Source organism: Melioribacteraceae bacterium (assembly GCA_035362835.1).
GTDB lineage: Bacteria > Bacteroidota > Ignavibacteria > Ignavibacteriales > Melioribacteraceae > DSXH01.
Map to the genome: position 1 here is coordinate 412,190 of DAOSDY010000001.1, position 25,050 is coordinate 437,239.

The 25,050-nt window shown below is 39.9% G+C and carries 13 protein-coding genes; all 13 read right to left on the reverse strand.

Annotated elements, in window-relative coordinates:
* Window positions 1–12: 12 nt before the first annotated feature.
* The 13 genes from PLZ15_01900 to PLZ15_01960 all read right to left on the reverse strand — a co-directional run bounded on the left by PLZ15_01900 (window position 13) and on the right by PLZ15_01960 (window position 25,017).
* Window positions 13–1,602 carry a sodium/solute symporter gene (locus PLZ15_01900; GenBank protein ID HOI28485.1) on the reverse strand — a complete coding sequence of 530 codons (1,590 nt, stop codon included), beginning with the start codon at window positions 1,600–1,602 and terminating at the stop codon, window positions 13–15.
* A gap of 28 nt (window positions 1,603–1,630) precedes the next feature.
* Window positions 1,631–3,295 (reverse strand): right-handed parallel beta-helix repeat-containing protein, encoded by a 1,665-nt coding sequence (locus tag PLZ15_01905; GenBank protein HOI28486.1) that lies wholly within the window; start codon window positions 3,293–3,295, stop codon window positions 1,631–1,633.
* Window positions 3,296–3,326: 31 nt separating this feature from the next.
* Complete coding sequence (locus PLZ15_01910) at window positions 3,327–6,143, reverse strand: VCBS repeat-containing protein (GenBank protein HOI28487.1); 2,817 nt, start codon at window positions 6,141–6,143, stop codon at window positions 3,327–3,329.
* Between the two features lie 30 nt (window positions 6,144–6,173).
* Entirely contained in the window at window positions 6,174–8,975 is a 2,802-nt protein-coding gene (locus PLZ15_01915; GenBank protein ID HOI28488.1) for a VCBS repeat-containing protein, read from the reverse strand.
* A gap of 23 nt (window positions 8,976–8,998) precedes the next feature.
* Window positions 8,999–11,794 carry a VCBS repeat-containing protein gene (locus tag PLZ15_01920; protein HOI28489.1) on the reverse strand — a complete coding sequence of 932 codons (2,796 nt, stop codon included), beginning with the start codon at window positions 11,792–11,794 and terminating at the stop codon, window positions 8,999–9,001.
* A complete protein-coding gene (locus PLZ15_01925; protein ID HOI28490.1) occupies window positions 11,791–13,509 on the reverse strand; it encodes an alkaline phosphatase D family protein in 1,719 nt (572 codons plus the stop codon). The genes PLZ15_01920 and PLZ15_01925 overlap by 4 nt, the downstream gene beginning before the upstream one ends.
* A 66-nt stretch (window positions 13,510–13,575) precedes the next feature.
* Window positions 13,576–15,288, reverse strand: a complete 1,713-nt coding sequence (locus tag PLZ15_01930) for a hypothetical protein (protein ID HOI28491.1) — start codon at window positions 15,286–15,288, stop codon at window positions 13,576–13,578.
* A gap of 32 nt (window positions 15,289–15,320) precedes the next feature.
* Window positions 15,321–16,742, reverse strand: coding sequence for a hypothetical protein (locus tag PLZ15_01935; protein ID HOI28492.1), 1,422 nt, complete (start codon window positions 16,740–16,742; stop codon window positions 15,321–15,323).
* A gap of 13 nt (window positions 16,743–16,755) precedes the next feature.
* A complete protein-coding gene (locus PLZ15_01940; protein ID HOI28493.1) occupies window positions 16,756–17,655 on the reverse strand; it encodes a dihydrodipicolinate synthase family protein in 900 nt (299 codons plus the stop codon).
* Window positions 17,656–17,727: 72 nt separating this feature from the next.
* Window positions 17,728–20,520, reverse strand: coding sequence for a TonB-dependent receptor (locus PLZ15_01945; GenBank protein HOI28494.1), 2,793 nt, complete (start codon window positions 20,518–20,520; stop codon window positions 17,728–17,730).
* Between the two features lie 92 nt (window positions 20,521–20,612).
* Complete coding sequence (locus tag PLZ15_01950; GenBank protein ID HOI28495.1) at window positions 20,613–22,409, reverse strand: T9SS type A sorting domain-containing protein; 1,797 nt, start codon at window positions 22,407–22,409, stop codon at window positions 20,613–20,615.
* Between the two features lie 104 nt (window positions 22,410–22,513).
* Complete coding sequence (locus PLZ15_01955) at window positions 22,514–23,323, reverse strand: IclR family transcriptional regulator (protein ID HOI28496.1); 810 nt, start codon at window positions 23,321–23,323, stop codon at window positions 22,514–22,516.
* 356 nt (window positions 23,324–23,679) lie between these two features.
* Complete coding sequence (locus PLZ15_01960) at window positions 23,680–25,017, reverse strand: GntP family permease (GenBank protein HOI28497.1); 1,338 nt, start codon at window positions 25,015–25,017, stop codon at window positions 23,680–23,682.
* Window positions 25,018–25,050: the final 33 nt, after the last annotated feature.

The window sequence follows — 25,050 nt, forward strand, 5'->3', positions numbered from 1 at the left end:
AAAAATTTTCAGTTATAAATCTTTATTCAGCATAACATTTTTACGGGTATAATTAAGCGCCTCGGTACTATTTTTGCCCATAAATATGCTTAAACCGTAACCAAGTATGACCGTAATAAAGAATGACAGCGCTGCCGGCCAAAGAACTCCAACAGATAATGCATCAATGTGAAGATTTTTTGCAAACACCATTAAGGAACCCATAATGAATCCAACCAATCCTCCAATTAATACGCCGGGTGCTGTTGCGCGCTTTGTAAACATTCCAAGAATAAACACACCGAATAGCGGGCCGGTAAACATGTTTATTAGTTTCTGCGAATATGTAAAGATATCACCTAGCAATCCTACAAAGAATGCGAAGAATGTAATTGCAATGCCGATAAAGATTGTTGATATTCTGGAAATCCTCAAGCGGCGTGCTTTCTCTGCATCCGAGTCCTCTCCGATTTCGAGGTTATGCTGTTTTAGTTTATAGCGTGCATAGAAATCATTAAGTATTGCTGTAGTGATAGAATTAATTCCGCCATCAAGACTTGAAAGTGAAGCAGCATAAATTGCGGCAACCATAATTCCGGTAACTCCAACCGGCATTACGTTAGCAATGAAATACGGGAAATAATTATCGATCGGCATACCTTCCGGGAACTGAAGATGTTTTGCAACAGCATATAATCCGGCTCCAATAGAAGTAACCAGAGCGATATATAATAAATAGGCGCCTGCGTTAGCATAAAATCCTTTTTGACTTTCCTTAAGCGACTTTGCAGTTATATATCTTTGAACCATCGCCTGATCGACACAATAGTTACCCATTTTCTGAACAGTATAAGTAACAATTAATGATATTACCGTGAAGTCGGTGATTAGGTACAAATGAATTTTACCAAAGAAACCCGCATCTTCAAATCCAGGCATTGTGCCGGTCATTTTAGTTTTTCCACCTTCAACAAGTGTATTCCAAACTTCGGTAAATCCGCCCGGTACTGCTTGAAAAACTAAAAATATTGCCAAGAACAATCCGATAAACATTACAAACGAGTGAATAACATCGCCCCACATAACAGCTTTTACACCACCAAGCGCTGTCTTAACTGTAGCGATAAATCCCATTACAATTATAGAAGGAGCCATCGGAATTCTACCATCGGATACAACATTTAGCACTAATGATGGGACATAAATTACCGCTGCCATCCAAGTAATTCTCCAGATAATAAAGATAATACTTGCAAGCGCTCGGACTTTGTCATTGAATCTTTTTTCAAGATACTCGTAGGCTGTATATACTTTCAGTTTATGATAGAAAGGCATGAATACATATACGACAAGCGGGAAAGAAAGCGGAATCGACATTGCCATCCACGCCAGAATTAATCCTCCCTTAAACGCTCCGGCAGGATAGGACATATATCCAACAGCACTTGTAAGAGTTGCCATAAGGGAGAGACCAACCGGAAGCCAGCTCATGCTTCTGTTAGCCATTAAAAAATCTTTGGCAGATTTTTGCTGGCGGGAGAAATAAATTCCCACTCCTATTATGCCAAAGACATATACAAGCGCAATAATCATATCCGTAGTTGTAAAACCAACATTTTGCATTAACGCCTCCTGAGTTTTTATGATTAAACTATTTCTTAGCCGATCTTATTTTATAGTCTGATAGAATTATTCCGGTTTTCAGCGGATTTCTCAGTTCAACATTACCGTTCATGAAAATTTTATTCCCCTCAATCTTTGATATCACACTCCAGAAATCACCGCTGTTGAACACTCTTCCAGTTAAATCTTTTCTACCCGTATCTGTCCGGATAGTTACAACAGTCTGATAAGATTCAGGGTTGTATTGATAATTATCTATTTCTATTTTGATCTCATTATTTTCAAATTCAACCGGATTGTAGCTATTATTACTTCCGTCAACTTTTTCATTAAGATTATTTCTTCTAAAATTGATCTTTTCCCCTTCCTTCAGTTCAATCGAAATTTTGTTTTCATTATCGAGGATTATATTATTTTCAATAAGAGAAGGGACAAAATAGCTGAAGACATTGCTGTAGCGCAGACTTACATTGCCCTTATTGTGCATGATAATATTATTGACTAATTCCATATAAGAATCGACCGATTGAACACCGCCGCCGGTTTGATTGTGGACAATAATATTATCTTTGACAGTTGCTCTACTCTCTTTAGACAAACGAACTCCGCCCGCACCTTTTCCAACAGTCCAGTTGCCGGCGATAAAATTGTGCGTAATCAAAGCATGACCGGTATGGTTAGTATAAATCCCTCCTCCGTCGTCATCGGAGATATTACCTACAATCCAATTACCCTTAATTAACGGATACGAGAAGTTTTCGGTGTAGATTCCTCCCGCATCGCTTCTCCCTCTTGCCTGATTACAGATGATCAAATTGTTTTCGATTACAGGCCTCGATTCATAAGCGCATGAAATGGCACCGCCATTGCTGCTTCGTGTCCGGCCCCAATCATTAACGCCGGAAGTGTTATTTATGAAAATATTATTCGCAACGAGCGGCTGCCATCCGCCTTCCATTCTATTACTTAAAATTTTAGTAGGAGGCGCAGCATCATTTCTCAACCATCCATAAAATGCTATTCCGCCTCCATTGCCGATAGATGTTTCGTTACTATAGAAAATATTATTACGAATAACAGGGACCGAATTGTACAAGCAGGCAATTCCTCCGCCGTGATTTCCGTTCTGATGGATCCGGCTATAATTAAAATTATCGGGTTCCATTACATAATTATTTTCTATTATGCAGTTGCTTATAACAGGTGATGTGTCGTCACAGAGTATGCCGCCCCCGTGCGATTTGGAGAGTCCATTTCTTATTGTAAATCCATCAATACAGGAATTGTCGGCGCCCATTACAACGCGCCGCATTTTCTGTCCGTCAAGAAGAGTTTTATTTGCTTTAATTTCTCTGTTCCATGATCCTGATTGAAATCCTCCGTAAAGGTCAACAAAAGGTTTCATAACAATAGTGAACCCTGAATAACTTCCGGATGCGACAAGAATTGCGAACCGGTTTTCTGCTGATGCACCAACGACTTTTTCGAGCGCGTAGATAACAGATGCCAATGGTTTATCTATTGATCCGGTTCCATCTTTATCAGAACCCTTCACGCAATCCACATAATAAATCTCTTTATACTTTGAAAAATCAATCTGTTCCGTTGCGGGGCCAATCTTCGAGATCTCTTTTATATTTTGAGCAAAAAGATTTGATAAGATTAATAGTGTAAATAATATTATTCTTTTCATAAACAGAAATTCCTTCCGGGTACAAACCGGATTATTTATTAAAAGTTATTTTTACTTCTTTAAGAACCGGCGCCCCGGCACCGTTGCCGGTATCGAAGTATGCCCTGTATTGTATCCACTTACCTTTAAGGTTTAATATCGATTGACCGCTGTTCAAATAAAATGAATTCTCCCCTTCCGGCCCTGTCCATCTTGTTTTTTCAAGGTCTTTTTCAGAATCAGCCGAACGGAGCTGGAATTTAACTGAAGAATATTTCCCAACTTCTGCATCCCAGCTTATTGATACAGGTTTAGAATTTCTGCTGTTGTAGGGAGATGAAGTATAATAGAAGATATTATTACGATTCCAAACATCTCCGACATCTGTACCCATATCGTAATGGGCACCGATACCGGGAATTTTCTGCACGTTATCGGAAGAGAATCCGTCAGGTCCGCCCCAATAGAGAAGCGAGTTTGTATGGTGATCGCCGTACTTACCGATCTCATCGAAACTTCCATCGGCACGGTGGCAGAAGAAGAAGAGATCCATGAATCCATCCCGGTTAAAATCGCAGACCATCGAGCCGGTGCCTCCGTCAGTATGAAACTTGAGCGAGTTATTGAGATGATATCCGTTAACACTACCAAGAAGAACAGTTGAAAAACCGGAACGGTTACTACGGTCTTTATATAGCGGACAAACAAGATCGAGCCAGCCGTCGTTATTTACATCACCGATTGCCATTGTCTTCGCCTGAACCGGAAGCGATACAGGATTGCCGTATTTAAAATCCTTCTGCTGGTAATAGACCAGAATATTTTTATCGTGAGCAAAAACAATATCGAGCAATCCGTCTTTATTCAAATCCGCTGCTTCCGGATTACCGGAACCCTGACTGTTCGGAAATTGCCAGGAGTTTTTAATTCCATAATTTCTTGAACCGTCACCGTAGAAAACAATTGCCAAACCGCCGGCTTGATCTCCAAAAATTAGATCCAGATTTCCATCATAATTAATATCTGCAATTGAACAGGATCTTGTCATTTTTGTAGGAAGTTCGGATCTGTCAGTAATTACCCAGCCATGTGCACTTCCCCAATAAATAAATGAGCCGGGCCATACTTTATCTTTTTTAAGATGTGGAGTTCCGTTAGAAATTATTATATCAAGAAAACCGTCCTTATTCAGATCAGCGACCTGAACACCTAGACCGCTAAGACTTGGTAATCCAGTTACATTCCATGTTCTGAATTCATTATTCTTATTCCAATAGATCCACGCTTCATTAGCTGTCCGGTATGTTTCTCCCCTGTTGAGTAATATTATATCAACAAATCCGTCGTCGTTAAGATCAGAAAATGCCTGTTCATACCCTTCGCGTGAAGGAAGTATAATTTTATTTTCAACATCCATACTGCCATCGTCTCTACCAAGGAATAGAAATGAAGGATCATAATCCCCGCGCGAGTTTCCCATCATCGAGGTAATTATAATATCGAGGTGCCCATCATTATTAAAATCCGCAATTGCATTTCCCTGCGCTCCGTGTTCAAAGAGCGGTGTTCTATTTGTCTCCTTAAAACCGGATGGACTGTTCCAGTAAATAAATGAAGGTACTTCAAATGAATAATGCTCCTGGAAATTGCAGACGAGTAGATCAATCCAGCCGTCATTATTAAGATCTGCAGCATTAGCTCCCCATGCGCCGATTGTAGGAATAGACTGCCTGTTTTCCTTACTAAATCCGTTTGCTGAGCCGAAATAGAGGTATGAATGAATTAACCGGTTAGCCAGGTTTGGATCTCCGGTAACAGAGTGTTGATGATTTGTAAAAAAGAGATCCACAAATCCATCTTTATTGAAATCCGCTGCAACAATATCTTTAGCGGTAAATGTTTCAAATAGAATTTTCTGATCAGGGTTAAAAGTGTTGTTTGTATTTAAGTAAGCGCAGGACGATTCGCCATCGCTGTTTGCGAAGATCAGATCGATAAGGCCGTCATTATTTATATCTACCGCTTCAACTGCCTGAGCGTTTACAGTAGGAAGCTGAATTAATTTTTCTTCATTGAACCCTTCCTTACTGCCGAAGTAGACGTATGAAAAATCTCCTTCACTATTTGAAAATGCGAGGTCGGACCATCCGTCATTATTAAAATCTGCGGTTACAACATCAGTTGCACCTGACGTAGCAATCTCGGAAAAATTATTACAACTATAATCTTCCCTGTTTCCCCAATAAATTCTTGAAGGTGATGTACCAATCTTACTTTTATCGCGGTACTCCCAGAAACCGGCGGAAAAAGCAATAACAATATCTTTGAACCCGTCATTGTTAAAATCGCCTACAGCTGCTTTCTGAGCATCTGAACTTTCAAGCATAATTCTTTTTTTGAAAGGATAAAAGGCCCATTCGCCTTCCTTCTTAACATAATCTTTATTCAAACCGCCGTAGTAAACAAACGATTCCATTCCCGTCCAGGTGCCATTCGAATAATTCGCTACAACAAGGTCAACATTACCGTCGTTATTCAGATCCGAAGGAGTAACCCACATCGGTCCGTTAGCAGGGATATAAGAATGGTTTTGAATACTGAAGTCTTTTCCATTTCCCCAATAGATAGACATATCCAGCATTTCGATTAAAGGATGGGAATTAACGGAAAGAATATCAACATTACCGTCGTTATTTACATCCCATCTATTAACAGGTTGAATTCTTCCTTTGTGGGATACATACATATTAGCGCCTGCATCACTGAATTCACCTTTTATAAAATCATTATAGCTATTCTGCTTCCAGACTTTCTGCGCGGGAACTAAAATTGGGAAGAAAGCAATTATTAATATTATCTTTTTTACCATAGAGTTATATCCCTCAGCAATACACTTGATCTATTTTTTTGAGAAAGAAATTTCTACTTCAGTTAAATAAGGCGATGCCGCACAGTCAGGCGTTATCAAACGAGCGCGGTACTGAATAAAATTTCCATAAACATTTTTTATTTTACTTCCGGATTTTTTGAACCATGAATTTTTTCCGTTTGGACCAATCCATTCAGCCTTTTCAATATCCTCCTTCATATCTGATGTGCGGATTTGAAGATGAATTTCAGTTCCAAAGGGAGTCTCGGCTTTCCAATTAATTGCCGCTGGAATTTCATTGCTATTCACCTGATATATAGAAGAAAAATAGTCCTCATAAAATCCCCGGTCGTAGCTGTTACCCGGATCGCGCAAGTTTAAACCGAATGGCCCTTGAGCCGGAAGTTCAATCCGGTTTTTTTTTGAAAATCCGTCTGGACTTCCCCAGTATAAAAACGAATCGCAGGAATGATTATGGGGTTCCGGTTCAAAGTAGGAGCCGGATTTGCGGTGATTAGCAACAAGCGCATCGAGCCAGCCATCCCCGTCATAATCAAGTAGTTCAACACCGGAAGGACCCAGCGTTTCAATTTTATCAGCTTCACTGACAAAGCCATCCTTACTGCCGTAATAAACCAGAGAGGGACGGTTTCCGCTAACTTCGCCGCCATAACTTGTGATAAACATATCGAGCCAGCCGTCTTTGTTTAGATCCGCAAAACAATTCTGGTAAGCGACATAAGTTGGAATTTCAATCCGGCTTCTGTTGGAAAATCCTTCAGCAGAACCGTAATAAAGAAAAGAACTTCCGAGGTCTCCCTCAGGAGCTCCGCGTTTCGGACAGAAGAGATCGAGCCAGCCATCCTTATTGAAATCGGCAGCTTTTAAATACATTAACTCATCTTTTCTTCCAAGATCCAAGTCTGAGATCCTTAAATTTGAGAAGCCACTTTCATCTCCCCACCAGAATCTGACTTTGCCGAATTCAATTTGACCTGCAATATCGAGCCATCCGTCTTTGTTGAAGTCTTTCAGCAGCGGACCGCGTATTTTGGGAGTCGATAATAGAATGACTGTTCTATTATTGAAACTAAATCCTCTTTGTGAACCCCAGTAAATCGGGAGCCCGTACTTTCCCGGGTTAGTAAGATCCTGAGCGCTACCGCTTCCAAGTATATCGAGGTAACCGTCGCGGTTGATATCCGCTATCCTGACACCGCCGTACCCGAATGTTGTGGTAAGAAAAGTTTCTTCTTCGAACTTTCCGTTAATGTTCCACTTAATAATAAAAGATGCCTGATCGTGAGCAACATTTTCGATGAAAGCATATTTGAATGCCTGCGAAGCCATAATTATTTCAACATTACCGTCATCGTCAAGGTCGGCATTCCCAAATCCGAAAATTTCGTGAGTATTGAATTTTGTTGTTCTCGATTCCGAAAAATTTCTCGTACCGTCTCCCCAGTACAAATTTGAAATTGATGGTCCGTCAGAGAACCATCCGTAATCATTAAAGAAAATCACATCCTGCAAACCATCATTATTTGCATCGCCAATTGTGTTAGCGTAAGTACCCTGAGTAGGAAGCTGCGTGTGATTTTCAAAAAAGAATTTCCCTTTATCATTCCAGAATACATATGAGAGAAGATTTTTCTGGTTGGTAACAAATCTGTTGCTTACAACAATTTCCGGAAATTCATCGTTGTTAAGGTCGCCGCAGCTTACACCGCTGGCTCCAAGCGTTGGAAGAAGCGCCGGCTTACGTGATGAAAAGCCTTTTCCATCCGAATAGAAGAGATAGGAATCTGTCCAGCTTCCGCCGCCGACTGAAGTTAAATTGGCAACAAACAGATCATCGAATCCATCATTATCAAAATCAGCAAATGAAACATCGCTCGGATTGTTAACTTTTAGAAGAATTGATTCTGATAGATTAAAAACCGCATCACCGGAATTCTTTAGTATTGTTACTCCCTCCTGACTGCAAACGGCAATATCAATCTGATCATCGCCATTAAAATCGCCCGTTGAGAGAGCCGTTCCGGTTATATTCAGTTTAAGAGATTTTGATATATCCGCAAATGAGTCTTTTGATGAAAGGAGAATAATGAGATTTTCTTTTGTCATAAATACGAGATCATCAATTCCGTCTTTATCAATATCGTCAGACTCAAGCGCAACAGCACCGGTACCATTAAAAGAAAGCGCGAGAGAATTTTCCTTTTTAAAACCATCAGAAGAATTGAAGTAGATAAAGCTTTTACGGGGTGCAGATTCACTGTCTTTTTCATCCCAGAATTGGCAACCTATCGCCAGATCCAGCCAGGAATCACCGTTAAAGTCTCCTGCTGCAATTGAAGTACCGTCTGCAGCAGGTAATTCAATCCGGTTATTAGCGGAAAAACCGTTTTGCGAACCGAAATAAATCCACGCCGGAATTCTTCGGGCATGGCTATCATTAAAATTCACAACAGCGAGGTCATTGAATCCGTCTTTATTAAAATCAGCAATTAATCCATCGCGTGAACCGGCGGCAGGTAATTGAATTCTTGAACGGGAGTCGATTCCGCTTCCGTTATTTAGATAGATATAAGTGTTTTCTTTTTCTGTATGAGCGTGACCTGTGGGAAGGAAGATATCTAGGTAACCATCGTTATTAAAATCCCAACGGGAAATAATCTGAATTCGGCCTTTAGCAGAAACGTAAGCATTACTGCCGGCATCAGTAAATTTACCATCAGCAAAATCTTTAAAACTGTTCTCCTTCCAAAGCGATTGCCCTAGAACCGTTCCAGTTATAAAAGAGATCAATATTACGATAAGTTTCTTCATCTAATAATTGTAAGAGCTTATAACTATTTTTTAGAGAAATAGATTTCGACTGCATTCAGATATGGTGTGGCCGCACCATTTGGAGAAATTAATCTTGCTCTGTATTGAATATATTTTCCGGATAAATATTTAATTGCGCTTCCATTTTCTGTAAACCAGGAATTATTTCCTTCCGGTCCAATCCATTCAGAATTTTCGATTAAAGATTCGTCCTCAGATGTTCTTATTTGAAATTGGACACTTGAGCCATAAGGAGTATCGGCTTCCCATTTTAATACCGAAGGAATCTGGTAATCCGGGATTCTGTAAACCGAAGAACAGTAATCTTCGTAAAGTTTTCTATCATAACTATTACCGGCATCGCGAAGGTTCAAACCGCTGGGACCGACAGCAATAAACTCTTTCCTGTTCTCTCCGGAAAATCCGTTCGGACCGCCCCAATAGAGAAGAGTTGGACAGATATGCCGGTGAGGTTGAGCTTCAGAATAAGATCCGGATTTGCGGTGATTTGTAATAAGAATATCGAGCCAGCCATCGCCGTCAAAATCGAGAATTTCCGATCCGGAAGAACCATAAGATTCTATTTCAACCGGTTTAGTTTTGTATCCATTTTTACTTCCGTAATAGAGAAGCGAAGGACGGTTGCCTCTTACTTCGCCTCCATAACTTGTGACAAAAAGATCGAGCCAGCCGTCTTTGTTTATATCGGCAAAAGTATTTTGATACGGTACATAAGTTGCGATTTCATCTTTGTTATTTATATCAAAACCGTTTTCTGAACCATAAAGTATTAATGATGAACTTAATCTTCCGTCGGGAGCGCCGCGGTTTGGAAGAAACAGATCGAGCCAGCCGTCGTTATTAATATCGGCTCCTTTGATATACATTAAATGATCTTTACGTCCGAGGGCCAGGTCCTGATATCTTTCATTTGAAAATCCGTTTTGATCACCCCACCAGAATCTGATTTTGCCGTCTTCAACCTGTCCAACTATATCGAGCCAGTTATCCTTGTTCAGATCCATCAACAAAGGTCCGCGCATTCTCTGTCCGAGCGCATGTAAGACAGTTCTGTTTTTAATACTATACCCGAGACTTGAACCCCAGAAAATCGGGAAACCATTCTTATCCGGATTTCCAAGATCGACACAAATACCGCTTCCGAGAATATCGAGATAGCCGTCCCGGTTGATATCGGCTAATCTTACGCCGCCGTATCCGCGTTCCATGGTTAATTGCGTTGGAGTATTGAAGGAACCTTTATTGTTCCATTCAATCAAAATACCGCTCTGTTCATGATCGATCGAGTTATAAAATTTCTGACGCGCAATAACAAGATCTACAAAGCCATCGTCGTCGAGGTCCGCGTGTCCAAATCCGAATATCTGATGAGTATGAAACTCGGTTCTGTTCTGTTCGGAATAATTTCTTGATCCATCCCCCCAGTAGATATGAGATAGAATTGGGCCATCCAGAAAATAGCCTTCATAATTGAAGAAGACGACATCGGGCAAACCGTCGTTATTCACATCACCGATTGTATTACCGTGCGGACCCTGTGTTGCCAGCTGTGTATGGTTCTCAAAACGGAAAGAACCCTTATCATTCCAATAGACATAGGAAGCAAGATTCATTTGGTTCAGGATTCTCTGGTTGCTGAAAACAATTTCAGGAAATCCGTCGTTGTTAAGATCGCCGCAACTTACACCTGCAGCGCCCATTGTTGGTAATGCAGTTCTTTTATTTGACGAGAAATTATTTCCATCCGAATAAATAACATAAGAATCGGTCCACGAAGCGCCGCCCGAATTTGTACTTCTTGAAACTATAATATCATCAAGACCATCATTATTAACATCTTTTATAACAACATCCGATGGATTATCTGCGCTAAGGAGAAATGAATCGGCCGGATTATAATTAAAATTTTTATTGCCGTAAAAGATGATAATTCCTTTTGCTGTGCAGAAGGCCAGGTCAATCAAATTATCATTATTAATATCACCTGATGATGCAGAGAGTCCCCTGATATCTAATAAAACGGAATTAAGAGGATTATCAAAAGCTTTTTTTGAAGACAAAAGAAGATATGTTTTTTCTCCCGTCATAAATATCAGATCAGTAATTCCGTCATTATCCAGATCACAGCCTGCCAGAGATTTTGCGCCAAGGTTATTAAAAGAAATTTCGAGATTCCTGTCTGGCGAGAATCCTTCCGGAGAATTCCAATAGATAAAAGATTTCTTAGGTGAGTTCTCATCATCGCCTTCGAAGAATTGACAACCGACGGCGAGATCTATCCAGGAGTCGTTATTAAAATCACCGGCAGCGAGGGAGGTACCGAATGCTGCCGGTAATTCGACTCTTTGGGAGGGGGTAAAACCTTTTTTAGTACCATAATAAATCCATGCGGGTACTTTTGGATAATGGCTGTCCGCATAGTTTACAACAGCAAGGTCATTTAAGCCGTCTTTATTAAAATCGAGTATTAATCCGTCCCGTGAACCTCCGCCCGGAAGTTCGATCCTCGATCTGCCATCAATATCAAGACCATTATTTAAATAGACGTAAATATTTTCTTTTTCATTGGAACCATGACCACCCGGAATGTATAGGTCAAGATGACCGTCATTATTAAAGTCCCAACGTGTAATCATCTGAATCCGGCCTTTAGCAGAAACATAAGCATTACTGCCTGCATCGAGGAAGCGTCCGTCCTTAAAATCATTGAATGAGGATTCTTTCCAAACCGACTGTGCAGAAACAGAAAGAGCAGAAAAGAGAATCAGAATTTTAATATTTAGAAAAAGTTTTATCATAAACCTTTTCCGGAAAGCTGACTCAGTTTTAATTTATGCTCATAAAGTTTTTCATTATCGATACTCATAGGTTCAAAAGTTACTGTGGGATCGGGCAGAGTAGTATCGAACTTGATAATTCCGAAAGTCTGTTTTTCGTTGTATTCGAATATCGCTCCGTGCTCAAGAGGAGCTACATGAGTATTTGTCAGCCTGCAGCTTTCCCAATCATACATTGTATAACCGTTATCGCGATCGATCTTTCTTATATCGGTGCGGTGCCTGTCGCCGGAAAGGAGAAGAACGCCATTAATATTATTCTGAGCGATGAAATCAAAAATCTCCTTTCGTTCTTGTTTGAATCCATTCCATGTATCTCGCGAGTCGGCTTTTGCATCGAAAGCCCATGGTACACCGGAAGCAAGCACTTTAAATTTTGCGGTCGACTTTTTTAACACATCAAGAAGCCAGGCTTTCTGATTTGGTCCAAGCATCGAAGGATTTTCTTCGAACGGATTAGTACGGTAGAAACGGACATCGAGCATAAAGAATTCAACATCGGCAATAGTAAAATTGAAATATGTACCGGGCCATTCATCAGTTCCGTAGAAAGGATTGATCCAGTTCTGTTTGAAATTTTCGAGAAGGGGTATTTTCCAGCCCGGTTTATCCCTGTAAGGTCCCAGCCAGACATCATCTGTTGCTGCATCATGATCGTCCCAGATAGCATAATTAGATGTGGAAGAGACAAGTCTTTTAAATTCAGGTCTTGACTGCCTTCTATAGTACGTATAGTAGTGAACTGCATTTGGATAAGTGGGCATGTTGATGTAGACATTATCGCCCATCCATAAGAAAGCTAAGGGATTATGCACTTTAATTGAATCCCAGATCCGTTCGTTGAAGTAGGCATAACCTGCACATCCGCCGAATACTATCTGGAATTTAGCTCCTTTGCCTTGTTCAGGATAAGTTTTAAAAGAGTAAATCTGCGAACCCGGCTCAACTTTACCATCAACAAGCATCTGGTAGTAATATTCAGTATCAGGAGACAAATCTTTAGCAGTTACTATTGCGGTGTAATCATCTGCTTTTTTACTCATTACAGATGAAGATTCAACAAAAGGTTTCAAATTTTTATTCTTACTTATCCTAACACTTACATTAATTTCATTAATAGTGCGGACCCAGAAGCTCGAACTTTTATCTGTCACTTTACCGAGCATAGGTCCGTGCAGAATATTGGTTTTATACCTGGAGGCAAGAGTTTTAAATTGTTCTGATGAGATTAATGGTTCCAATACATCACGCGGGCCAGCAAGAAAACGATCGAAAGGTAAACCTTTTTTGAGTGCTATCTTTAAGGTATCCATTGCCTCGTCGATTTTATTGAGTATTGCTAAGGCTGCCGAAAGATTAAAGTAGGACTCGAGATCGTTCGGATCCTCACTGATAAGTTCGCGGCAATATTTTTCGGTATCGGATGGTCTCCCTTCCATAAGGTCGATCATCTGTCTCTGTCCGCGGCGTTTATACTCATCTTTTAGCTGAGTTGTAAAAAATCTTCTATCCCAGGCATTTTCACTTCCGTAGAAAGCATGTTTGCTGCCTTCAAGGTACGCATCTGGAGGAGCGAACTCTCCCATCTCCTGACCCTGATACATTGATTTTTTTTCGCAACCAATAAATATTATCGAACAAATTATAGGCATTACAACAAATAAAAACTTTTTCATCTTATCTTCTCCTTTATTCATAATGATTTAGCATAAATGAGATCATCAATAAATATTGATAAATTTTTAATAATACTTTCTTCCGCCTTCCGGATATGGTTCAATAATTATTTTCTGATCGAACTTTTCCATCTTTTCTTTCGGTTTCCTTGAAGAGAATGTAAGGTCATCAAAATAAACGTCCACATATTTACCGCCTTTGCGCGGATTAACTAAACCAAACCGGTTGAATTTAGAACCGGTTTTTCTTTGTTCCTCTTTAAGGTCGTAAGAGAAAGTTTCATTATCGAATTGAACTGTAACTTTTCCAAATTTCCCGGCAGCGGGATCGTATTCAAATGTAAACGGTCTTGGTATTCTATCCGGAATAATTACCGGACCGCGTTTTTCTTCAGAAATATCTTGACTAGGTGAAACTACCAGGGTTAGATTGTAACCATTTTTTGTCTGGTCCATAACTTCCAGACCAAGGAAGTTATGCGGAGGGTTACCTTTATATTCTCCTTCGATAGGAGCCATTTTTAATTCTTTATTGAAATATCCGATCAGCATTCTGCCGTCAACTGCGCCTTCAGGGAAGCAGATATTTCCTGAGAATTTGACCGGGTCTTCGAGAGTAAGATCACCAATATCTGCGGCATAATAACCGTGGAGAGGGTCGATTACTTCGGTACCCCAGAATCTGCCGCCGATCTCACCGGGTGTTGAACCGGCCCAGTTTGTTTGTGTATAACCGAAATTATGTCTGGAATGAAAATCTCTTTCAACGAAAGTAATTTTGTTGTTCAATCCCTGCCAGTATGGATCATTGGAAAGATCTATTCTCTTTCCGTTTACGGTCAGATCAGATAAATAAAATTCCAAGTGACCTGTGTACATCTGCCAGTTATAAACGCCGAAGCGGTCCATAAAAGTCGGAATATCCTGATGACCCGGCAGCATATAATAGCTGACAGATTCGTTGTTGAAAGTAAAAGTAATTTTCCCTTTTATCTCCTCAGGATTTCTTTCCAGAGTCCATAGATGCCATAATCCTTTTCTATACCAGTCGTCAACAAGACCGAGGTCGCGGGCTTTAAGCAGGAGTTCCTCAAGTTTTTCAAAGGTCATAGTCGGTTCATCTTTAACAAACTGTTCGAGGATATCCTTAGTAGGAACATTATCTTTTTTATTCTGGAAATACTTCGGCAGCCTTGGATCCGGCCATGGGTTATCGGCAACACAGGCATCCGGATCATATTCAAGCTTCCAGAAATTTACAGAGCCGTCACCTTTAATCTCGGTATCGGGAAAAAGATTAGCACCGTTTGCTTCTCCGGTTTTATAATCTATAAAGAAGCGTGCTTTGCCGTCTTTCATTTCACCTATTCTGAATCCGCACGAAGACCAGACCCGCCAGCCCTGTCTTTCGGCATTAAAAAATCCGATATAAAAGCCGGCGCCATCTTTAGGAGGATTAATTACCGCAAGTTTACCGGAGGCAGAGAAACGATTTTTGAAATTGAGCGGTTGACCAATCGGCATTGCATAAAAAGCGGGAGTTGTTGATTTCCAAATAATGCCCCCGATTTCACCCGGGCCGAATCCGGTTTTATTTGTTGGAGCCCATCCGAAATTCTGTGTAATGGTTGGGCAATCTGTACATTCAACTCTATTATTCACACCTTCCCATTTGGGATCGGTATCAAAATTCTCAGTAATAGTATAAATGCCGGATTTGGATTGAGCTAACAGTAAGCTGTGAATAAGTATATAAACCATAAATATTTTTCTAATCACATGAGACTCCAATAAACTTTCAGATAAAAAAATTATTTTAAAGTAAAACCGAACAACTGTGATTTTGTAAAGCGGAACTCGAGATGGACAGTTTTACCATTAAGCGAGTTTAGTTTTTTCCAGTCTAATTTATGTTCAACAGAATCGCCTTTAAGTTCAACCCAGTCAAAATTTTTCATTGGTTTTTTATCTGAATCGAGGATTCTAACACGCATTTCGCCGGCAACATTTGCATTAACAGTAATTTCATTAGCTGAAAATGTGACTGGTTTAGTAATAAGGTAAGCCGGACTAAGATCGGCATCTCTGCTTACATACCTGTCAACAGGCATTCTGGCAAGACATAAATGTCTTTCTTCAAACCGGTTAACTTTATGCCCGCGCTGGTACCCGCCGTAATAGATAAATGTTTCGTTGTTCACAATAATCTGTTCATCTCCCCATGCCATTGCATGGTCCCAGGATCCGGGGACAGGATTATTAGGTATAAACGGTTCATAATCTCTCTGCCAGTTTACTCCGTCACGCGTCCATGCTAAAACAGTGTATCCAAGTCCGGCAGCTTTTCTGTCCATATCGCCCATCGCATAAGCCGATGCACCCGCTGTAGCATTTATATCGTCCCTCAGAATTTTGACGAATCCGATCAGGAGGTCACCTCGCGGAATAACACCGGACATTGCATAGAACTGAGTTTCTCCTTTTTCGATCGGTGCACCGACTTTAGGCCAGAAGATAGGTCTTATCGGTTCCCAGTTTATCAAATCTTTGCTTACAGTCTGATGCGGAATTCTTCTCAGTTCATCCATCATCGGATTATCCGGATCACCGAAACCGCCGAGCCGGTGAGAGACGACTGCCAGATAATGTTTTCTAATCGGATCCCAATGAAGGGTAGTAATATCATGGTTATGAAGGAAGACAGGATCCTTGGAAATCATATTCCATTTTTTTCCATCCGGAGAGGCAGCGATTTTAAAACCGGGTTTAAGGTATGTTGCAAACAGATATCTTTCCTGTTGATTAACGTAATCCTTCCCGCGGTCGAGAACAGTACATCCGAATTGAATCTCTTCGGGATAATCGCATACATGAAAAGGCCGTTCCCAGTTTATTCCGTCATCAGACTCGATATAACTCAGCTTACAACGACTGATATTCATTGATTCAACAAAAGTGTTATACCAAAGTTTGAATTTTTTTGTATCAGGGTCTCTTATAACGGAAAAGTATGGCTGCCAGACCTGATCTTTACTCTGTCCGCCGTAGAGTATCGGCTTATCCAACTTAACAGGATTGTTCACTGTTCTTGTAAGATAAGCCTGGTCCCCTATTAAATAGTCATCAATGAAAAGCTGGGGACCGGTATTAAGCTTAATTGGTTCGTTGTTATACTGGCCGGAGATCTGAACAGACAATAAGAGAACAAGTATGAGAACAGATATATTCTTCATCTAAACTCCGTTTTTATAAACTCAGTTTTGCATATTCATTTATTAAAATTTTATTTTCTTCTTCAGTTAATGGAACCAGAGGCATTTGAACATAAGGTTTACATATATTCATATGATTTAATATTGCTTTAATTTCAGGAATAGTTCTTGTCATCGGTTTATTGTTCTGAACAAGCACCGACAAGGTTTCTGCTCTTTCCTGGAATTCCATTGCGGATTTTTCATCTCCATTAATCGCTGCTTCGTAAAGTGATTGAAATAATCCGGGAGTTACATTGGAAGTATTAGGAATAATACCGTCAAATCCTAAAAGTAGCGCCTGACTTGATTTATTTGTCCAGCCGATGAATAAAGAGAAGTCTTCTCTTTCCTTAAATAACCGAGCTAATTTTTCAACTCTTTCATAATCCCTCTCGGAATCCTTTAATGCAACAATGTTTGGATGATAACTTAGCTTTTCGACAACATCAACAGGTATCGACATATTAGTTATCGATTTAATGTTATAAATAATGATAGGTCTTGGTGAATTATCCGCAACGTATTCGAAATACTTGAGCATCAAGTCGGGTGTTAGAGGGAAAAAATAGGGGAGATGTACAACAAATATATGAACTCCGAAATCCGAATATTTTTTTGCAGTGTTGACTGTTGTTTCAACACAATTATCTGTTATGCCAGCATAAAGCAATGTTTTATCATTAACAATTTTTACAGCTAATTTAGCAAGATGTTCTCTGTTGGATACAGGATTTAAAGCAATCTCTCCTGTAGTTCCAAGAATAAAAGGGAAATTATTATACTTCATAACTAATCTGAACAAATTTTCTGCTGAACTATCATCAATCTTTCCTGATTTTTCGATCGGAGTTATTAATGGAGCTATTACACCATGATATTTTTTATTTGTCATAATTTCTCTACGTATTATTAATATGAATGATTAAAAATGAGGCGGCATTTAACCGCCCCACAATTCTGCAACTTACAAACTCCACTTAATTCCTGCTCTTGACCACCATGAATAGAATTCAAGAAGGTAAGGACGGGATTCGATTCCAAGATATTTTCTCGCCGGTTCATTTGTTATATTATTGATTTCAGCGAAGACTTCGAGATTCTGCCAGAAGTTGTATGATGCTGAAAAATCAAGCTGACCGTGTCCGTCAACAAACACGTCGAAAAGCGTGTTCTTTCCAACAGCTTCGAGGAATTTCGCCTGGAATGCATAGGCTATACGAGCTTTGAAATTATCTTTTTCATAGTTAAGGGCTATATTACCGACATCACCGGCCTGACCGGGCAGGAATCCAAGACGTCCCTGAAGATCCGCTTCAGCCCAAGTATGTGTATAATTAAAGTAGATACCAAAGCCGGAAAGGAAACCGGGCAGGAAGGTTAATTCCTGCTGCCAGCTGAATTCAAATCCATAAAGCTCGGCATCTCCTCCATTTACAGGCATTCTCTCTTCATAGCCAATATAAGCACCGGTAGTTGTAACTTTTCTGCTCTCATAAATGATTCCTTTAAGAGACTTGTAGAACAAGCTTGCAGAAGCCAGACCGATGCCGCTGAAATAATGTTCAACCATAAAATCAAGATTCGTTGCAAGAGTCGGGCTCAGATCCGGATTACCGCTACGATATCTTTTGTTTCTTGGCTCAAGGAAGAAAGTAGGAGCCAGATCGAAGAAGTTCGGTCTTGCAATAGATTTTGTAAATGAAGCGCGAAGTTTGGTCATTTCAAAGAGATCGTAACGCAAATGAATCATCGGGAAGAAATTATTATAATCCCGCTGTGAAGTTGTCGGCGTAAGACTCGAGAAATTTCCGGAAGCATCAAAAACAAGCATAGCGCCTTTGTAATCGAGTGATGTAAATTCATGGCGCAAACCTCCCAGTACAGAAAGCTTTCCGAAATTAATATCCGTCATTAAGAAGTAAGCAAGAATGTCTTCATTGGATTCGTAAGTAGCACCTTCAGAATCATACCAGTTAAGAGTTTCTCTAAACTTGGTAGCATCTTTTCTGCCCGGTAAAAGGAAATCCTCAATTTTCTTATAATCGGATTGCGGACCGAATATATAATTACCCTCCATAAAATCTGTCCGCTGCCTGTCAGACAGGAAATTGGCCATAGTCAATGCAGGTGTTAAGAGATAGCTGTAGGAATATCTATCGTCATTTCTATCTTTGAAAGTAGTAGTGTACTTGAATCCAGCTTTAACTTTTGCCGGATACTCAAAGAAATTGTAAGGTAATTCGAAATTAATTCTGCCGACAGTATATTTTGTTGTGCTGAGCATATCGCGATAATCGAATGCATTTAAGTTATACTTTGAAGCATCGAGACGCGCGTCTGCCGGGATATTAGTATTTGTAATAGTATACTTGGGATAATCTTTTTCTTTAAGATCGAGTGAAAGATTGACTCTCTGATAGAAATCATAGGATGTGATTATATCGCCGAAATGGTTTTCTTCACCGTAAGTGTGAGCAACATGATAATTAATATCGAGGTCGCCAAGCTTATGTTCGCCGCCAAAGCTGTACTGATGCTGGAATAATTGTTCAAGGCGAGCTCTTGTTTCGGCAGCAATTCTGGAATTCTGTGTGAGAGTACCTTCAGGATTCAAATAGTTTCCGCTGTCAACACGCAGACGAACTCTTCCCCTTTCCTGCCAGTCGTCGAACTGATTCCAAAGAATGTTTGCATAGATTCTGTGGAAATCACTAAAGCGGTATTCAAGACCTCCGCCTAATCCATAACGGTCTTTTTTGTTTATATAGTCCATATAATTAAGTTCGGCGAGTGCGAAAGGAATATTATTCTTATTTGCATCCTGCTTCTGATCCCAGGTGTATTCCATATTATCCGTACCGCGTTCTCTCGAATCGTAATTAGCTGTAAGCGAAATACCCAAATTTTTATCTTCGCCGAAGCGGGTACTGAAAGTGAAGTTACCATGATAGGAAGGTTTTCCACCAAGGTCTGTGTATCCGGAACCGGCTAATACTTTCAGATTCATACCCGGATAATCGAAAGCACTCTTGGTAATAATATTGACGGACCCGCCGACTGCATTAGCATCCATTTCCGGAGTAATTGCTTTATTTACTTCGATGAAAGACATCTGGTTGGAGCCAACAATGTCGAGCTGGGAAAATCTTTCCTGATTTCTGGTTGAAGCAAGCACTTCGCCGTTAACTGTTACCGAGTTCAATCTCGGTTCAGTTCCGCGGATAAGAGCGTACCTGCCATCACCGAGTGAACGGCCGATATAAACACCGGGAATACGGGCAACAACTTCTGCAACGTTAGCATCGGGAAAACTTTCCATCTGCTCGCGTGATACTACGTTTTTAATATTTTCCGCTTCGCGCTGAACCGCAAGAGCTTTTACCTGGCCCTGTCTTAATCCTTCAACTACAATATCTTCCAGATCGACATAGCTCGGTGTCAGTTTAACCATTACTTCTACAGTTCTACCGGCAACTACATTTACATCGGTTACGAAATCGGCATAGCCGATATACTTGACCTGCAACTTATAACTGCCCGCTGGAACATTAGATATCCTGTATCCACCCTGTAAATCAGTAGCCGATCCAATTCTTGTCCCCTGTAATAAAACGTTAGCCGAAGGTAAGAATTCACCGGATTGAGAATCAGTAACACGTCCTGTGATATTACCGTTCTGGGCATACAGCCCCATCGAGCTGATAATAAAAATAATGAGGAATAATTTTGATAAAGATACTATTAGTTTTTCTTTCATTTTGTACTCCTCGACTGTTTGTTTTACGTCATTGTTTTTTTAATTAAAGAAAAAATGTTGGTTTTCATTTCATAAGAGCCCTCCGATTAATTTTATTTTAGAAGCATTATTTTATTTACAAGTATGTTGGATCTTGTTTTTAACACACAGAAATAGACTCCGCTGGCAAGACGGTCAGAATTAAAAGCGACTGTGTATAAACCGGGGGATTTAAATCCTTCATCCAGAATAGATATCCGCCTGCCAAGCAGATCATTAATAGTTAATTCAATTTCAGCTGGTTTATAAACCTGATATGTTATTCTCGTCTGATTATTAAAAGGATTCGGATAATTGTTGTAAAGAGAAACTTCATAAGGGAGCAATTCCTGTTCCCTGTCATTAAGGCTGGTAATGATTTGTCCTGATGTGTTAAGATTAAGAAAATATACATCCCCTCTCGAGCTATAGCTTCCTGTGGACCCGGCAATAACATAATGTCCATCGGAATTTACTAAGAGACCGCCGGCTCCTTCACTTTCGGAACCGCCTAATTGAGACCGCCAGATTTCGTTACCGTTGAAATCAGTTTTAATAACAAGCATGTCGTTAATTGTGCGGGGCTGGATTTGGAGATCTATTGTACCGGCAAGAACAAATCCATCGCTTGCAACCGCTATTCTTGACGCATAATCCTGGTATGGATTTGAACTGCCAAAAGTTTTATTCCATAAAAAGTTACCTGATTCATCGGCTTTAAGAAGCAGCCATTCATGACCTCTATCAGATGTATAACTTTGACTGTAACCAGAGATTATATAGGAGCCATCCGAAAGCTGGGCAATATCTGTACCTTCATCCCATTTAGTACCACCGAATGTTTTATCCCACACCAGGTCACCATTGCCGGTCACTTTTAAGAGATAGACATCAAAATCTCCGCTTCCCTTAGATGACGTAGTAGCAAGGATCATGTAATTTCCGTCTCTGGTCGGGATAATCTTTTTACCTGCATCGCCTCCATTTCCACCGAAATTTTTCTCCCAAACTTTATTGCCGTTTTGATCGGTCTTTATTAGGTAAACTTGTGTTGAAGTACTGAAACTTCTTGTGGTTCCGGCTAAAAGAAATCCGCCGTCCGGAGTATTGACAAAAGTACCTGAATTCTCCTCGTCAGCTCCGCCGAAGATTTTTTCCCATGCAACGGTTCTGTCGGCATTCAGTTTTGCAAAATAAAGATCGCTGGGACCGTTCTTGAATGTTTGTTTGCTTCCAAAGAGAATAAAGCTTCCGTCGGTTCTTTCTTCAATATGCCCGACTCCCTCGCCGAGATCCTCAACGCCATAGCTGTGGCTCCATAAAACTTCACCGGAATTGTTAGTCTTAACAATATAAAAATCTGAATATTCCCGGTCTGCCAGCCTGGTAGAACCGCCCAGAAGATAGCTGCCGTCGGATAACTGCTGTATGGATCCAACGCCATCATCATCCACGCCTCCGAATATTCTTTCAAAACTGGGCTTGGCTCCGGAAGTGCCATATCCGGTTATGGTATATTTATTAGGACTGGTAGAAGCATTGCTGTTAATTGTCAACTCCGAAGTAAATGGACCGCCACCTGTAGGTGAAAATTCTATTTGAAGAGCGAAGAACTCCGCCAGTCCTACGGTGGTTGTACCGGGATTGTTTAACAGCCGGAACTGTTGAGTATTTGATAAAGAAATTGAGGAAATATTAAGTGCTGTAGGAGAAATATTGTAGATCTGAATTTGCCTCACGGCTTTACTTCCAACCGGGATTTTTCCCATATATGGTTCTTTGGGAACCACATCTATTGTTTGAGCCGGAATCAGTGACGAAATGAAGTAAAACAGAACTGCAAGAAATACTTTTTTTGAATTGCGAATCATAATCCCTCCAGATATAAAACATTTAACTATCATACGAAGACTTTAGTGCTAAGAAATATCTCACACTAAAGAGAGAAACTGTGTAATTATATCAATGAAAAAAATTAATCTTTCGATTCAGTATTTATATACTGCGGGTCGAAACCAAGACTCTTGGAGATACGATCCGCATAATTCTTCACAGTATTTCCTATTCTATCGAAATCAGATTCTTTTATTCTGAACGAGGGACCAGAGATCCAGATCGCAGCAAAGGGATAACCTTTATAATTGAATATTGGGGCTCCAATACAGATCATACCTTCAATTTCTTCGGCATGATCAATTCCAAAACCACGGCTTTTAACCTTTTTTAAATGTTCTTTGTAATCATTTGCATTAACAATAGTCCTATCATTGTACTTAGTGAAATTAATTGTTGAAATTATTCTTTCCTGGTCGTCATTTTGTAAAAATGCGATAATAGATTTAGCGGGAGCGGAAGTATGAAGATGGAATTTGCGTCCGGGTTCTAGAACAAACCTAAATGAATGAATTCCGGGTACTTCTTCAATAATCAAACCTTCGTAACCGTGAAGAACTCCTAACGGAACGGTCTCTCCCACTTCATTTCTTAATGCTCTCATAACCGGGAGAGATTTTTCAATAAGCGTCTGCTCTCCCAGTGCCGAATAACCCATAGTTAAAAGTTTCTGAGAGAGTTGATATTTCTTTGTCTCTTCATCACGAACGAGATAATTATTATCAACCAGAGTTGATGTAATCCTGAAAATCGAGTTACGAGGAATTTTTAATTGTTCTGAAATTTCTGATGCAGTTAAACCGGCCGGATGTTTTGAGAGATGTTCCATAATCGTCAAGGCTCTTGACAGATTAGGGACGTGGTATTTCGAATTATCAGATTTCTTAACCATGCTGATAACCTACTCTGATGTCAAATATGTTTAATATATAGACTGCACGACCAAATATAAAACACGATAATACTGATGTCAAGCAAAATCGGAAAGGAAAAAATTTTCTTCTCGAGTGCGCGGAAAGATTTTTAACGGGATGTAATAAAGAAATTTGGAGCCCAATCAGTAAGATTACTATTAATTTACCGATGTATAGCTGCTTATATGTGCCCTGAATAAGGAAGGCGAGATAAAAATCTAATTGCAGATAATCCTAACAAGATAGATAGCTTATTAACTCCTGCATATCATTATAAACTAATTACCGCTTTAAAATCTGCTGCAACATCATCAAATGTCAATAAAGAAAAAGGTTATATTAAAAATTGAGCAAGGAGAAAAATTATTATTTGTGCAGAGAGTCCTAAAACAATAGTTGAAGAAGAGAACACTTTTAAGCTTTTGTTCAATTCGATTGAGGAGAATTTAGTAACTACCCAGAAATAACTGTCGTTAGTATGGGAGAAGACCATGGATCCGGCTCCCATTGAAAGGACAGCCAGGATAAGACCCATCTCGGTTGCTAATTGCAGCTCACTCAGCATTGGTAATATTATAGATGATGTCGTTATTATCGAAACAGTTGAAGAGCCCTGAGCGGTTTTTAAACCTGCGGCAATTAAAAAGGGGATGAATATTCCTAAACCCGATTGTGAAAGCTGCTCACCGATTATTGTTCCAACACCTGAAGCTTTAAGTATTGCGCCGAATGCACCGCCGGCAGCCGTTATTAATAAGATTATTCCGGCATTTTTTATTGAATCTTCCAGCACTGAATGAATTAAGTTAAACTTAAAGTCCGTATTAACGAACAAACTAATTACTATTCCAATTAAAAGAGCAATAGCAGGATCACCAATAAAATATATAATAGTTACAAGTAATCCCCCGGTACTTATTGAGTACATTAAGAGAACAGACTTAATAGCTATTAAAACAATCGGAAGAAATACGGGTAAAAAAGACAAAAGAGGATATCTTAATAAAGCTGATTCCGGTTGATTCATATCGGATTTTATTTCGAAATCAGGTTGATCATTGCGCTTTTCCAAAAATCTTATCCAGAGAAACCCGGCAGCTAAAGCTATCATTGCAATTCCCAGACCAATCAGCATAAGTTTTCCGATTGAGGCGCCGATTATTCCGGCTGCGGCTGTAGCTCCGGGATGCGGCGGTATTAAACAATGAACAGAGTATAAACTGATGCCGAGTAAAGAACCCATAATTGTCATCGATTTTCTTGTCCGCGCGGCAACAGATTTATTAAGTGAACTTAAAACGACATAACCTGAATCGCAAAATATCGGTATTCCGAAGATAAAACCGGTTATCGTCATCGCTAAAGGGGCATTTTTTGTGCCGACTTTCTTTAGAATGTACTCTGCCATTGTATAGGCGGCACCGGTCTTTTCAAGAACGAGTCCTAATGTTGTTCCAAAAACTATGATCAATCCAATTGAAGCAAGCGTATTACCGAAACCCTCTTTCAAAACCTGAATTACTTTTTCGGGAGATAAACCAGAGACCAATCCCATGCCAATTCCAATTAAGATGAGAACATAAAAAGCATTTACTTTAAATCTTGCGGTCAACAGTATTATCAATGCTATGCTGATTACGAAGGAAGCTATAATGATGAATTCGTTAGTCATGATTTATCTTGCAGAAATTAATGTATCATTTAT

Bases quoted from the DNA above. Each gene is read 5' to 3' on its own strand.
- PLZ15_01960 (HOI28497.1), bottom strand. From the start codon at position 25,017: ATGACTAACGAATTCATCATTATAGCTTCCTTCGTAATCAGCATAGCA.
- PLZ15_01910 (HOI28487.1), bottom strand. From the start codon at position 6,143: ATGGTAAAAAAGATAATATTAATAATTGCTTTCTTCCCAATTTTAGTT.
- PLZ15_01900 (HOI28485.1), bottom strand. From the start codon at position 1,602: ATGCAAAATGTTGGTTTTACAACTACGGATATGATTATTGCGCTTGTA.
- PLZ15_01920 (HOI28489.1), bottom strand. From the start codon at position 11,794: ATGATAAAACTTTTTCTAAATATTAAAATTCTGATTCTCTTTTCTGCT.
- PLZ15_01925 (HOI28490.1), bottom strand. From the start codon at position 13,509: ATGAAAAAGTTTTTATTTGTTGTAATGCCTATAATTTGTTCGATAATA.
- PLZ15_01940 (HOI28493.1), bottom strand. From the start codon at position 17,655: ATGACAAATAAAAAATATCATGGTGTAATAGCTCCATTAATAACTCCG.
- PLZ15_01915 (HOI28488.1), bottom strand. From the start codon at position 8,975: ATGAAGAAACTTATCGTAATATTGATCTCTTTTATAACTGGAACGGTT.
- PLZ15_01945 (HOI28494.1), bottom strand. From the start codon at position 20,520: ATGAAAGAAAAACTAATAGTATCTTTATCAAAATTATTCCTCATTATT.
- PLZ15_01935 (HOI28492.1), bottom strand. From the start codon at position 16,742: ATGAAGAATATATCTGTTCTCATACTTGTTCTCTTATTGTCTGTTCAG.
- PLZ15_01950 (HOI28495.1), bottom strand. From the start codon at position 22,409: ATGATTCGCAATTCAAAAAAAGTATTTCTTGCAGTTCTGTTTTACTTC.
- PLZ15_01905 (HOI28486.1), bottom strand. From the start codon at position 3,295: ATGAAAAGAATAATATTATTTACACTATTAATCTTATCAAATCTTTTT.
- PLZ15_01955 (HOI28496.1), bottom strand. From the start codon at position 23,323: ATGGTTAAGAAATCTGATAATTCGAAATACCACGTCCCTAATCTGTCA.